Consider the following 15,395-nt stretch of genomic DNA (forward strand, 5'->3'; position numbering starts at 1 on the left):
ATTGCAATCCCTATCACACGAAGAGGAACCGGAATGGCCGAGAGTGGGCGCAACAAGACAGCAGCTTCAAACGATATTGCCGTCATCGGCATGGCGTGCCGCTTTCCGGGTGCGCAAGACCTGGCGCAATTCTGGGACAACCTGGTCCGCGGTGAGGTGAGCATCGGCGAGATCCCCGCCGAACGCTGGGACTGGCGGACTTACTGGGGCGACCCGCAGCAGCAGCCCAACCGCTGCAACAGCCGCTGGGGCGGTTTTATCGGCGGCGTCGACGCCTTCGACAGGGAGTTCTTCGGCCTGTCCACGCGCGAAGTCGAAGCCATGGATCCGCAACAGCGCCTGGCGCTGGAGCTGGCCTGGACCTGCATCGAAGACGCCGGCATTGCGCCCTCGCGCCTGGCCGGCGCCAATGTCGGCGTGTTTACCGGGATTGCCAACCTCGATTACAAGGAGCTGGTGGAGGAACGCATCGAGGAGGTCGACGCCTACTACGCCACCGGCGTGGCGGCCTCGGTCCTGGCGAACCGGATTTCCTTCCTGTTCAACCTGCGCGGACCCAGCATGTCGGTGGACACGGCCTGTTCCAGCTCCCTGTATGCGCTGCACCTGGCTTGCCAGGCCTTGCTGCGCGGCGATTGCGAGCTGGCCATCGCCGGCGGCGTCAGCCTGCTGTTGACGCCGCGCCGTTTCCTCGGCTTTGCCAAGGCGCGCATGCTGTCGCCGAGCGGCGCCGTGCGCACTTTCGACGACGCCGCCGACGGCATGCTGCGCGGCGAGGGCGGCGGCCTGCTGCTGTTGAAGCCCTTGGCGCAGGCCGAGGCCAGCGGCGACCGTATTTTAGGCGTGATCGCCGGCAGCGCCATCAACCACAGCGGCAAGACCCGTTCGCTGACCTATCCCGATTCGCTGGCGCAGGCCGAAGTGATCCGCGCCGCGCAGGCCGCCGCCGGCGTCGGCGCCGCCGACCTGTCGTATATCGAGGCGCACGGCACCGGTACGCCGAAAGGCGACCCGATCGAGCTGGATGGGCTGATGCAGGTGTTCGCGGCGCGGGACGGCGCCGCGCCGGTCTGCCATGTGGGCAGCGTGAAACCGAATATCGGCCACCTGGAGGCGGCCGCCGGCATCGCGGGCCTGGCCAAGGTCTTGCTGGCCCTGCAGCACCGGCAACTGCCGCCTTTGCCGCATTTTCGCCAGCTTAACAGCCGCGTCGACGCGCAGCGGCTGGCCGCCAGCGGCTTGCGCATGGTCGAGCGCAGCGCCGATTGGCCGTCCCGCAGCGATGCCGAGGGACGGCCCTTGCCGCGCATCGCCGGGGTCAGCGCTTTCGGTTTTGCCGGCACCAACGCCCACGTGGTGGTGCGGGAAGCGCCGCCGCGGCCGGTGCCGGCGCCGGCACCGGCGCGCGAGATCGAGGTACTGTGCCTGTCCGCCAAGACCGACGCCGCGCTGGCGCAAAAGCGCGCCGACCTGCTGGCCTGGCTGGAACGCCATGGCCAGGAATATGCCTTGTCCGACATCTGCGCGGCCGCGCTGCGGCAGCGCGAGCATTTCAGCCAGCGCCAGGCGCTGCTGGCCGGCGATCTGGCGCAGCTGAAGGCCGCGCTGCGCCAGCCCGCGGTCGAACTGCCGCAGGATGTGGCGCCGGACACGCCGCTGGCGGCCGCCGTGGCGCTGGCGCGCGCCTACCTGGAGGATGCGGCGCCGGCGCACGCCTGGTCCGGCACGCAGCCGGTGCGCCATGTGCCCTTGCCGGGATATCCCTTCGCCGCCACCCGTTGCTGGCTGCCGGGAACGGCCGCGCTGCCGGCCGACGCGATGCCGGCCCTGTTCTACCAGGAAGCGTGGGCCGCCATGCCGCTGCCGGCGGCCACGGCGCCGCAGGGCAAGGTGGTCTGCTTCAGCGCCGGCCGCGCGCAGGCCGAAGCCTGGGAGCGCGCAGCGCGCGCGCAAGGCTTGTCCCTGCACGGAGTCTGGCCCGGAAGCCCGGCGCAGGCGCTGGAAAGCGGGCAGCGGCAAGTGGACTTCGACGATGTCGCGGCCTTGACCCGCTTGCTCGATGCGCTGGGCGGGGCGGAAGACGCGCCGCTGACGCTGTGGTATTGCGCCCAGCTGGAAACTCCCCGCACCGACACCTCCGGCGCGGCGGCGTTTGCCGGCGTCCTGCGCCTGTTGCAGGCGGCCGCCGCCAGCAAGGCGAAATTGGGACGGCTGGTCCTGGCGGTTCCGGCCTCCGCCTCCAGCCTGTCGGACGCCTGGCGCGGCCTGCGCTTTGCCTTGGAACGTGCCCGGCCGGCCCTGGCCGTGCATGTGGTTCAGGCCGGACCGCAGGCCGGCATCGAGGACTGGCTGGGATGGCTGATGCGTGAAGAAAACGCCGCCCCCGGCGTCGCCCGTTATGCAGAAGGACGGCGCCTGGCCAGCGTACTGGCGCCGCAAGCGCCGCAGCCTTCGGCGCGGCCGGTGGCGCTGCGTCACGGCGGCTGCTATCTGATCACCGGCGGCATGGGCGGGCTGGGCCAGCGCTTCGCCATGTATCTGGCGGCCAGTTACCGCGCGCGCGTGGTGCTGGTCGGCCGCTCTCGCGTCGATGCGGCGCTGACGGCGGCGCTGGCCCGCCTGCAACTGGCCTGCGGCGGCGAGCTGCGCTACCGCAGCGCCGATGTGGCCGACCGCGCCCAGTTGCAGGCGGTGCTGGACGAGACGCGGGCCGACTGGGGCCAGCTGCATGGTGTGATCCACGCGGCCGGCGTCGCCGACCAGCGCTGCCTGACGGAGAAATCGCTGGAAGAAATCGAGCGCATCCTGCGTCCCAAAATCGATGGCGCGCAAGCGCTGGACGCGCTGTTGGGCGGGCAGGCGCTCGACTTCATCTGCCACTTTTCCTCGTTGGCGGCGGTGGCGGGCGATTTCGGCGCCGCCGCCTATGCGCTGGGCAACCGCTATCTGCTGGCCCATGCCGGTCACGCGCTTGCAGCCCCGGGGCGACCTAAAGTGCTGACGCTGGCCTGGCCGCTGTGGCGCGAAGGCGCAATGGGGTTCGCCAGCGACGCCGAGCGCGACCGCTATCTGGCGGCCACCGGCCAGCGCATGCTGGAAACCAAGGAAGGATTCGCGTTGTTCGAACGCGCCCTGGGACAGGAAGCCAATGCCGCCGTCATCATCGCCGGCGACGTCGCGCGGGTGAACCACTGGTTGGGCGCGCGCGGCCTGCTGGCGGCCGAGGGCGCACAACCGGAAGAAGCGGGCCAGCCGGCGCCGGTGGAAGCGGCTGCAGTCCGCGCTGACGCCGCGCTGGCGCCGGCGCGCGCCACCATGCCGGCGCCGGACACGCTCGGCGCCTTCCTCGGCGAACTGCTGGTCCACGCCGGCCGTGTCGTCAAAGTCGCGCCAGAGCAGCTTGGCGGCGACTCGGTGCTGGCCGACTGCGGCTTCGATTCGATCGCGCTGATGGATCTGGCCCAGGCCCTCGGAACCTGGCTGCACAGCGCCATCCAACCGGGCGTGTTCTTCAACTATCCGACTTTTGGCGCCTTGGCCGCGCAGCTGCTGTCACAGCACGGCGCGGCCTGGGTTGCGGCGCGGGGCGCGGCCGCGCCAACCAGCGCCGCCGTGTCCGGCCAGACCGAAACTCCAGCCGCTGCCGCCATGGCGGACACGCCGCCTGCGGCCATCAACGACGCCGATGAACAGGCCATCGCCATCATCGGCTATAGCGGCCGCTTCCCCGGCGCGCGCGACGCGGCGGCGTTCTGGCGGCAGTTGCGGGACGGCGACAGCGCCGTGGCAGCCGCCACCCGGCCATGGCTGGCGCGTTCCGGACAGCGGCGCTGGCTGGCCGGCGTGGACGGCCTGGATGAATTCGACCCGCAGTTCTTCGACATTTCGGCGCTGGAGGCGGAGCGCATGGATCCGCGCGAACGGCTGCTGCTGCAAGAGGCCTGGCATGCGCTGGAGGACGCCGGCTGCGGCGCCGAGGCGCTGCGCCGCCACAGCATCGGCATGTTTGTCGGCGCCGAAGCCTGCGAGTACGGCGCCCAGAGCGCCGACGCCGGCAGCATCATCAGCGGCCACAATGGCATTCTGGCGGCCCGGCTGTCCTACTTCCTGGACCTGAAAGGCCCCAATATTTCGCTCAACACCGCCTGCTCCTCGGGACTGGTCGCCTTGCATCAGGCCTGTCTCAGCCTGCGCGCCGGCGAGTGCGGCATGGCGCTCGCCGCCGCCGTCAATCTGATGCTCTCGCCGCGCCTGTATGTCAAGATGGAGCGCGCCGGCATGCTGGCGCCGGACGGTCTTTGCCGCGCTTTCGACGAACAGGCGGAAGGCATCGTCCCGGGCGAGGCCGTGGTGGCATTGGTGCTCAAGCCGCTGCGCCAGGCGCAACGCGACGGCGACACCGTCCACGCCGTCATCCGCGCCAGCGGCTTGAATTACGATGGCCGCACCAACGGCATTACCGCGCCGAGCGGCCTGGCCCAGGCGGAGCTGATCGCCGCCACCTACCGCCGCCACGCCATCGACGCGGCCAGAATCGCTTACGTGGTCACGCACGGCACCGGCACGCGCCTGGGCGATCCGGTCGAGCTGAACGCCCTGGACAGCGCCTTCCAGCAGTTGACGGAGCGGCGCGCCTTCTGCGCCCTGACCTCGAACAAGCCGAATAGCGGCCACACCTTTGCCGTCTCCGGCCTGGTCAGCGTGGTCAATCTGATCGAATCCATGCGCCACGACCTGATTCCGGCCAGCTTGAACTGGACGCGCGGGAATGCCTACGCCGACTGGGCCGGCAGCGCTTTCTTCGTCAACCAGGCGCCGCGCCCGTGGCCGGCCGGCCAGGACAAATGGGGCGCGGTCAGCGCCTTCGGCATGAGCGGCACCAATGCCCACGTGGTGCTGCAGCAAGGGCCGCGGACCCCGGCCGGCGCCGGCGCCGGACCGGTGCTGCTGACGGTGGCGGCCAAGACCCCGGCGGCCCTGCGCGAGATGCTGGCCAAGCTGGCCGAGGCGCTGGAGCAGCCGGGCTGGCGCGACGCGGATCTGCCGGATGTCGCCCACACGCTGCTGCGCGGCCGCATGCATTTTGCCTGCCGCCAGGCGGTGGTGGCGGCCACGCTGGGCGAGGCCGCCGCGCGCCTGCGCGACGCGGCGGCCGCACCGCCCGCCACGCCGCGGCCGCCGGCCTTCCTGGATGGCTATCTGGATTATCTGGGCGGCCAATACCGGCAGGCCGCGCAGGGCGGCGGCGCGGCGCAAACGACGCAGTTGTTGGCCGCGCTGGGCCAGGCGTATACCGAGGGAGCGCCGGCGGAACGCCTGCCGCTGCCTGCCGGGCGCATCGTCCGCCTGCCGGGCTACGCATTTGCCCGCGTGCGCTACTGGCGCGACGACGCGGTGGAAAACGGACCGGCCGCCACTGCGCTGCAGGCCTTGCCGGCCGCCAGCCTGGCGGCGCCGGACAGCGCCGGCTTTGTCCTGCACCTGGACGGCGATGAAGCCTTCCTGCGCGACCACGTGCTGGCGGGGCGGCGCATCCTGCCCGCCAGCGCCATGCTGGAACTGGCGCGCGCCGCCTTCGAGGCCGCGCAGCCGGGTGGCGATGGCGCCATTGTGCTGCGCGACGTCAGCTGGAGCGCGCCGCTGGCCGCCGCCGGCCCGTGCCAGGTACAACTGCTGCTGGCGCCCGGCCAGCAAGGCATGCGTTATCGCCTGCTTGGCGCGCAGGGGCTGTTGCATAGCAGCGGCCAGATCGCGCGCGCGACGGCGCGGCCGGCGCCGGCCGACCTGGTCCAGCTGCGCCAAGCCTGCCAACATGGACGCCTGGACGGCGCCCAGCTGTATCAGCGCTTCGCGGCGCTCGGCATCGAGTACGGCCCGAGCCATCGCGGCGTGGCCGAAATCCTGATCGGCGATCAGCGCGTGCTGGCCCGGCTGGAGCTGGCGCCGGCGCAGCCGGGGTTCGGCGGCAAGCCCGGCATCCATCCCGGCCTGCTGGACGCCGCCTTCCAGGCATCCTTCCCGTTGACGGCGGCGGCGGCCGGCGGCCCGGCGGCGGTGCCTTTCGCCTTGCGCGACATGCATATTTACGGCCCGACGGAAGAGCGCATGTGGGCCGCGGTCGCCGTGGCCGGACGCGATGCCGCTGGCCAGGCGCGTGAATTCGACATCGATCTGTACGGCGACCAGGGCCGGCTTTGCGCCAGCCTGCGTGGCTGGTGCTCGGCCCCGATGGCCGCGCTGGAACCGGCCGCCGCGCTGGACTTATACCGCTGGACCTGGCAGGCGCGCGAAGCCGCCGCGTCGGGCGCCGCGGCAACGCAGATCTGGCTGGCGCCGTGTTTTGCCGCGCTGGCACCCGAACTGGCGGGCGGCGCCGCTTGCCGTGTGCTGCCGGTCCAAGCCGCCGGCTCGGCGGCCGAGGCGTTCGAGGACTTGGCCGCTTATCTGCTGGGCGAACTGCGGCGGCAACTGGCCGGGACCGCGCCGGCGCCGGTGCGCTGGCAACTGGCCTGGCCGCTGGAGCAAGCCGGACAGGCCCATGGCCTGCTTGGCCTGTTCAAGACGGCGGCATTGGAACACCCGCGCTTCAGCGCACAATTGATCGAAGCGCCGGCCGCGCTGGCGGCATCCGAGCTGCGCGCCATGCTCGATGGCGCCGGCAGCGATGGCCTGGTGCGCTATCAGGATGGACGGCGCCTGGTCTTGCGGCCCGCGCCGCTGCCGCCGGCCGGACCGGCGCCCCAGCCCTGGATGGCGCAGGGGACTTACGCGCTGGTCGGCGGTCTGGGCGGCATTGGCCGCGCCATCGCCGCCGATATTCTGGCGGCCAGCAGCCAGGCCCGCGTGGTATTGCTGGGTCGCAGGCCGCCTTCGCCGGACAGCGCCGCCGTCCTGGCGGCGCTCGATCCGCAGGGCGAACGGTTGCGCTATGCGCAGCTGGACGCGGCCGATGCCGGCCAGGTCAGCCTATGGACGGCGCGCCTGGTCGCCACCGGCGAACGCCTGCGCGGCATCGTGCATTGCGCCGGCATCCTGGACGACCGGGCCCTGCTCGACAAGCAGGAAACGGACTTCCGCCGCGTGCTGCAGTCCAAAGCGCGGGCGCTGGTCAATCTGGACCAGGCCACGGCGGCGCTGCCGCTGGATTTCCTGGTCTGCTGCTCCTCGCTCTCGGGCGCCTTCGGCAATCACGGACAGGCCGACTATGCGGCGGCCAACGCCTTCCTGGACGCGTATATGGTGCAGCGCGCCGCGCGCGTGGCCGCCGGGCAGGCGCATGGCCTGTCCATCAGCGTGCAATGGCCGCTGTGGGAAGAGGGCGGCATGCGCATGGCGCCGGCGCTGGTGGACGCCATGCGCGCGCGCCAGGGACTGCTGCCCCTGCCGCGGCAAAGCGCCCTGGAAGCGCTGCGCCAGGCCATTGCGCTGGGCGAACCGGTGCTGATGCCGCTGTATGGCCAGCGCCAGGCCATGGCGGCCTGGCTGGAAACGGCGTTCGGCGTTCCGGCGTCGGCGCCAGTCGCATTTGGCCGGGAAGCGCTGTGCCGCGAGATCGCCCGCCTGGCGGGCGTGACGGCGGCCGAGATCGACGCCGATACGGCGCTGGCCGAGTATGGACTGGATGCGGTTGCGCTGGCCGCGCTGGCGCGTTGGCTGGCGCACCAGCCGGAAGCCGGCGCGGACCTGGCGGCCGCCGTCACGCTGCAGAGCAGCGCCGCCGACTTGCTGCGCCGCGCGGCGCCGGACGCGGCGGCGGCCGATCTTGGCCCGGCCCAGGCCGAGCAGGTCTTGCGCGACGTGCTGGCCAAGGCGCTGGGCGTGCCGGCGGCGACGCTGGACGCCCATAGTCCGTTCGAGAAGTTCGGCATCAATTCGCTGCTGGTGGCGGAGCTGAACGGTGTACTGGAAGCGAGCTTCGGCAGCCTGCCGAAAACCCTGTTCTTCGAGTACCAGACCATCGGCCAGATGGCCGCTTACTTCCTGCGCCGCCATGCCGCGCGCCTGCGCCAGCTGTTGGGGCAGGGCGCGGCGCCAGCGCTGCCCGCGGCGCAGGCGGACGTGCCGGCCCTGGTCGTGCCGTCTGCCGTGCCGCAGGCCGCGCCGCAGGCGCCGCCGCGCCAGGTGGCCGGCGCCGCGCCAGGCGAGCGCTTCGAGGTTGCCATCGTCGGCATGGCCGGCCGCTATCCGCAGGCGGCCGATCTGGATGCGTTCTGGCGCAATCTGCGCGACGGCGTGGACAGCATCACGGAAATTCCGGCAGAACGCTGGTCGCTCGACGGTTTCTACGATCCGGCCAAGGCCAAAGCGGGCAGCAGCTATGGCAAGTGGGGCGGCTTCATTGACGGCATGGACGAATTCGATCCGCTGTTCTTCAACATCGCCCCGCGCGAGGCTGAATTGATGGATCCGCAGGAAAGGCTGTTCCTGCAGACGGCCTACGGCGCCATGGAGCATGCCGGTTATACCCGCGCCACCCTGGGCGGCATGGGCGAGGTCGGCGTATTTGCCGGCGTGATGTACCAGGAATACCAATTGCATGGCGTGCAGGAAAGCGCGCAGGGCCGTCCGCTGTCGATCGCCGGCAGCGCCGCCTCGGTTGCCAACCGGGTGTCCTACCATCTGAATCTGTATGGACCGAGCATGTCGGTCGATACCATGTGCTCGTCCTCGCTGACGGCCATCCACCTGGCCTGCCAAAGCCTGCGCAACGGCGACTGCCAGGCGGCGCTGGCAGGCGGGGTGAATCTGTCGATCCATCCCAATAAGTACATTTTGCTGTCGCAGAACCGCTTCGTGTCGAGCAAAGGCCGCTGCGAAAGCTTCGGCGAGGGCGGCGACGGCTATGTCCCGGCCGAAGGCGTGGGCGTGGTGCTGCTCAAGCCCTTGCAGCGCGCCATCGCCGACGGCGACCAGATTCATGGCGTGATCTGCGGCAGCGCCATCAACCATGGCGGCAGAACCCATGGCTACACCGTGCCGCACCCGCAGCGCCAGGCCGCCGCCATCGCGCGCGCGCTGAGCGTGGCGGGCGTGGCGCCGCAGGCGGTCAGCTATGTGGAAGCGCACGGCACCGGCACCGCGCTGGGCGACCCGATCGAAGTGGCGGGGCTGATGCAGGCATATGGCGCCGCGCCGCGCCAGACGCCATGCGCCCTGGGTTCGGTCAAATCGAATATCGGCCACGCCGAGAGCGCGGCCGGCGTCGCGGGGCTGAGCAAGATCCTGTTGCAATTCAAGCACGGCCAGCTGGCGCCGTCGCTGCACGCGCAGCAGATGAATCCCGATCTGGCCCTGGATCCGGCCAGCTTTGTGCTGCAACGGCAACTGGCCCCATGGCCGCGCCCGCAGCAGTATCGGGAGGGGCAGGTAGCGGCCGGCGAACGCATCGCCGGACTCTCGTCTTTCGGCGCCGGCGGCGCCAATGCCCACCTCATCGTGCGGGAATACCTGGAGCAGGGCGCGGCGGGGGCGGCCGGCGTCCCCGCCTTTGCGCCTGCGGCCTGGCTGCTGTCCGCGCGCGACGAGGCCCGTTTGCGCGAACGCGCCGCCCAACTGCTGGCGGCCATCGAGCATGGCGAATATGCGCAGGCCGACGTGGCGCGCATCGCCTATACGCTGCAGGTTGGCAAGGAGGGCATGGAGCAGCGCCTGGCATTCGGCGCCGCCACGCTGGACGAGGCCCAGCACTGCCTGCAGGCCTTCCTGCGGCGGGAGGCGCCGCCTTCCCTGCATACCGGCAAGGTTGATGCGCGCACGGCCGCCGCTCCTGCCGATGGCGCCCTGTCGGCGCAATTGGCGCAGCAGCTGGGCGCCGGCCGGCTCGACCAGGTACTGGCGGCATGGTGCGCCGGCGCCGCCATCGATTGGCAGGCTTTCTACGGCGCGGACGCCGTGCTGGGGGAGCAACCGCGCCGTCTGGTCTTGCCGGGCTATCCGTTCGCGCGCACGCGCTACTGGTACGCCGCGCCGGCCGCCGCGCAGCCGGCGCCGCGCCGCTTCGCCTCGCACTGGAGCGGCGGCGAAGCCTGCTTGCGCGACCATCAGATCGGCGGCGCGCCGGTTCTGCCCGGCGTCGCCTATCTGCACATCGTTTCCGACGCCTGGCGCCAGGCCAGGCCGGAGCGTCCGGCCCTGCCGCTGCGCCTGGAACGCGTGCTTTGGCGCCAGCCATGCGGCATCGGTGCGGAAGGCGCCACGCTGACCACGACCTTGACCGATACCGGGACGGAATATGAATTCGCCGTCGGCGGCGCGGATGGCGCGGTGTATTGCAGCGGCCAGGTGGCGGCGCTGGAACAGGCCGCGCCGTGCATCGACCTGGATGAACAGCGCCGCCTGTGCGGCGACGCCGGCCCCGCGCCGGCCGACTGCTATGCGTTTTTTGCCCGCCATGGCGCGGCATATGGCCCCAGCCACCGCACGCTGGAGCGGCTCTGGACCGGACCGGAACGGGTGCTGGCGCGCCTGCGCGGCAGCGCGTCCGGCGAGACCCTCGACCTGGGACTGCTGGACGGCGCGCTGCAAGCCGTGATCGCGCTCGGTCCGCTGCGCGATGCGCAGATGGAAGCGCCATTCATGCTGGCCAGCGCGCAACTGTTTGCTCCGTGCAGCCAAACCATGTGGGCGCTGGTGACACGCGACGCGGCGCGCCGCGTCGATATCTTGCTGTGCAGCGAGGAGGGCGAAGTGTGCGTGGCGCTGCGCGGTTTTGCCTCGCGTGCCTTGCCGGGCATGGCGCGCCAGGACGGCGCCACCGGCGACCTGTTGTTTGCTCCGCAGTGGCAGCCATGCCCGGCGGCCGCGCCGGCGCCATCCCCCGTGCGGCTGCTGCTGGCGGCGGGCGCCACGCCGGAACAGCTGGCGCGCCTGCGGCGCGACTATCCCCAGGCGCAGCTGCACGACTGCGAAGACGGCGTACGGGCGGCGCAACTTGCCGCTTCCCTGCGCCCGGACGGCGTGCTGCTGTTCGCGCCGCAGCCGCAGCCCGACCTGATTGCCTGCCAGGAGCAGGGCGTGCTGGCCCTGCTGCAGTTGGCCAAGGCCCTGGCCCAGGCCAGCCTGACGCCGGCTTTGACGGTGGTGACGGAAAATGCCGCCGCCGTTTCTCCGGACGAGACGGTGCAGCCGGCCCATGCCGCCATGCTTGGCCTGGCCGGCGTGCTGGCCCGCGAGCATCCCAACTGGCAGGTGCGCGCGCTCGACGTCGAAGCCGGCCATGGCTGGCCGATGGATGAAGCTTTCAGCCTGCCCTGCGGCGCGCAAGACGGGCCTTGGGCCCACCGCGCGCAGCGCTGGATGCGGCGCAGCCTGGGGCCGGTGCACGTGGCCGCCGCGGCCCCCGCGCCTTACCGCCAACACGGCGTTTACCTGATCGTGGGCGGCGCCGGCGGCGTCGGACGCGAACTGAGCGCGCACCTGATCCGCAACTTCCAGGCAAGCGTGGTATGGGTGGGGCGGCGCGAGCTGGACGACACGATCCGCCAAGCGATTGAAGAAGTGGCCGTGGACGGCGTCGCGCCCCTGTACTTCAGCGCCGACGCGGCCGATGCGGCCGCGCTGGCGCGGGTGCGCGGCGCCGTGCTGGAGCGCTTCGGTGCGCTGCATGGCGTGGTGCACTCGGCGCTGCTGCTGAAAGACCAGAGCGCCGCCGCCATCAGCGCGCAGGACTTCCGCCGCGTGCTGGCGGCCAAGGTCGATACCAGCGTGCGCCTGGCCGAGTGCTTTGGCGACGACGGTCTCGATTTCCTGCTGTTCTTCTCGTCGTTCGCCTGCTTCTCGCATGTCGCGGGACAGGGCAATTACACGGCAGGCTCGTATTTCCAGGACGCGTACGCCCATAGCCTGGCTAGTACCTTGAAATGCAAGGTGAAAGTGATCAACTGGGGCTATTGGGGCCATACCGGCATCGTCTCCACGCCGGCGCACCGCAGTCATATGGCCAGCCTTGGCATCGGCTCGATCGGCGTGCCGGCCGCGATGGCGGCACTGGATGCGCTGCTGGGCGCCGCCCCCAGCCAGCTGGCATTGATCAATCTGCAGCGCGCCGATGCGCTGGCAGCCTTCCGCCTGGCCCCGCCGCGCATGCTGGACGCCAGGCCGCAGCCGCCCGCCGGCGCGGCGCTGGCGCACGGGGTTCCGGCGCCGCAGGCGCTGGCGGCGGCGCGCGCGGCCGGCGGCCTGCAAAGGGAGGAATGGCAAACCGTCCTGCTTGGCCTGCTGCGCCATACCCTGCAGCAGCTGGAGCGGGATGGCGCCGATATCGTGCCGCGCCATGAACGCTGGCTGGCCGAGGCGCTCGTCATGCTGGCCGGGCACGAACCGGTGGCGCGGGACGCGCAGTCGCTCTGGCGCGACTGGGAGCGCGCCGGCGCCGCCTGCGCCGGCAGAAGCGATCTGCAGGCGCAGTACCGCCTGGTGGACACCATGCTGCGCGCCTTGCCCGCGATCCTGAGCGGCAAGCAGCAGGCGACCAGCGTGATGTTCCCCGGCGGCGGCTTCGCCCTGGTGGACGGCGTCTACCGCGACAACGCGGTGGCCGACTTGTTCAACCACAGCCTGGCGGCCCTGGTATGCGCCCGTTGGCGCGAGCTGGGCCAAGGCGCCGGTCTGCGCATCCTGGAGGTGGGCGCGGGCACCGGCGGCACCACCGGCGGCGTGCTGGCGGCCCTGCGCGAGCACGCGGTGCCGTTGGCGGAATATTGTTTTACCGACGTATCGCAGGCCTTCCTGGCCCAGGCGCGCCAGCGTTTTGGCGAACAGGGACTGAACTACCGCCTGTTCGACGTCACGCGCGCGCCGCAGGCGCAAGGCCTGGCGCCCGCCAGCTACGACCTGGTGCTGGCCACCAATGTGCTGCACGCCACGCCCGATATCGCCATGGCGCTGCGCCATTGCAAAGCGGTTCTGGCGGCCGGCGGTCTGTTGCTGATCAATGAAATCAGCGACAAATCGCTATTTACCCACCTGACTTTCGGCCTGCTCGACGGCTGGTGGCAGTACGCCGACGAGGCGTTGCGCATTCCAGGCTCGCCGGCGTTGTCGGCGGCCGGCTGGAACACGGTGCTGCGCATGGAGGGTTTCCAGCGCATCGGCTTCCCGCTGGCAGCCGCCCATAATCTGGGCCAGCAGCTGATCGTGGCCCAGAGCGATGGCCTGTGGCCGTCGCCGGGCGCGGAAGCGGAAGCGCCCGCGCCGGCGCTCCCTTCGGCGCCGCAGCCGGCCGTCGTGGCGGCCGCGGCGTCCAGCGCCGCCCCGGCGGTGCGCGCCGGCGGCGCGGCGCTGGCGACCCTGATCGCGCAGCAGCTGGCGCGCACGCTGAAGGTGCCGGCCGACCTGATCGGCAACAGCGAGACCTTCTCCGACTACGGCATGGATTCGATCAACGGCATGGAGTTTGCCGAGCAATTGCAGAACACGCTGGGCATGACGGTGGACATCACCAGCGTGTTCGAGCATAGCTCGGTCGACGCGCTGGCGGCGTATCTGGCTCCGCGCCTGCCCGCCTTGCCTGAGGAGCCGGCGGCGCAAGCCGCCCCGCCGGCCAGCGCGGCGCCAAGCGCGCCGGCGCCGCTTGCGTCCTCCAACGATGCGGCGGACGGTGTGGCCATCATTGGCCTGAGCTGCCAGTTTGCCGGCGGCGATGGCCTGGATGCGCTATGGGCCGCGCTGGAGCAGGGGCGCGACTGCAGCCGCGTGGCGACGGCGCAATGGCTGCGTACGCGCGACGGCGCGCCGGACGCCGGGACGGGCCAGCGCTATCGCGCCGGCTTCATGGACGGCGCGGACCAGTTCGCGGCCGAATTCTTCCGCATCTCGCCGATGGAGGCGGCGCAGATAGACCCGCAGCAAAGGCTGCTGCTGACCCATGCCTGGCGCGCGCTGCAAGATAGCGGCGTGGACGCCGCGGCGCTGGCGGCCGCGCGCACCGGCGTGTTTGTCGCGGCCGGCGCGCATGAATACGCCGAGCCGGGCCAACTGCCGCCGGACAGCCCGTTTGCGATGACCGCGCTGGCGCCGGCACTGGTCCCCAACCGCATCTCGTATTGCCTCGACCTGGCCGGCCCCAGCGAATACCACGACACCGCCTGTTCGTCCTCCCTGGTGGCGCTGCACCGGGCCGTGCAGAGTCTGCAGCGCGGCGAGTGCGGCCTGGCCGTGGTCGGCGCGGTCAACCTGCTGCTGTCGGACGCGCGCTTCCACGGGTTCGAACAAATGGGCTTCCTGAGCCGGCAGGGGCGCGCGCGCAGCTTCGACGCCAGCGCCGACGGCTTCGTGCGCAGCGAAGGCGTGGCGGCGGCGGTCCTGAAGCCGTTGCGCCAGGCCCTGGCGGACGGCGACGCGATTTATGGCGTCATCAAGGGCAGCGCGGTCGGTCACGGCGGACGCGGCATGGCGCTGACCGCGCCCCACGGCGCCGGGATCGGCGCCGCCATGCGCCAGGCCTACACGGCCGCCGGCGTCGACCCGCGCACCGTGTCCTATATCGAGGCGCATGGCGTGGCCACGCCGGTGGCCGACGCGATCGAAGTGCATGCCCTGCGCGACGCCTACCAGGCGCTGTGCGCCGACACGCCATCGCCGCTGGCCGGTCCGGCCCGGTGCCTGATCGGCAGCGCCAAGCCGGTGCTGGGCCATGCCGAACTGGCCTCCGGCATGCTGGCCCTGTGCAAGGTCTTGCTGGCGATGCGCCAGCGGGTCCTGCCCGGGGTGCCGGGCCTGCAGACGCTGCACAGCGGTATTGCGCTGCATGGCACGCCGCTGGCGATCAGCGGCGCGGACCGCGCCTGGAGCGTGCTGCACGACACGGCCGGCCGGCCGCTGCCGCGCCGCGCCAGCATCAGCAGCTTCGGCTTCGGCGGCGTGAACGCCCATCTGGTGCTGGAAGAGGCGCCGCCGCACGCGCCGGCCGCCGCCGGCGCGCGCCGCGCGCCGCCCACGCTGTCCAGCCGCAGGCACTGGCTGGCCGCCGGCGCCGCGCCGCAGGCAGCGGCCAGCGTACCGGCGGCCGAGGCGGAAAGCGATGCGCGGGTCGAAAGCGTGGTGCGCGCCGCCATCGGCGCGGCCCTGGCCTGCGATCACAGCCTGCTGGAGGCCGATGTGCCGCTGGCCGAGTATGGCGCCGATTCCATGCTCGACGTCTACCTTGCCAGCAAGCTGGAGGTGGAATTCGGCGTCCGCCTGGCGGTGAGCGATCTATTCCGCCACCGCACGCTGCGGGCGCTGTGCACCCATATCGCCGCCGTGCTGCGCGACACGCCGGCAGCAGCGCCGGGCGCCGCCGCCGCTGCCACGGCCGCCGGCGGCAACGACGACGGCGATGTCGGCGCGCTGTTATTGCGTTTGCGGCAAGGCGAGGTCGCCCTGGCCGACGTTCTCAATCTGTTGTGATGAGCCAT

General features: G+C 71.5%; 1 protein-coding gene. It reads left to right on the forward strand.

Annotated elements, in window-relative coordinates:
• Nucleotides 1–33: 33 nt before the first annotated feature.
• Nucleotides 34–15,387, forward strand: coding sequence for an SDR family NAD(P)-dependent oxidoreductase (locus FHS03_RS20075; RefSeq protein WP_183442711.1), 15,354 nt, complete (start codon nt 34–36; stop codon nt 15,385–15,387).
• Nucleotides 15,388–15,395 lie beyond the last annotated feature (8 nt).

The sequence above is a fragment of the Pseudoduganella violacea genome (assembly GCF_014191875.1).
In the GTDB taxonomy this organism is placed as follows: domain Bacteria; phylum Pseudomonadota; class Gammaproteobacteria; order Burkholderiales; family Burkholderiaceae_D; genus Rugamonas; species Rugamonas violacea_A.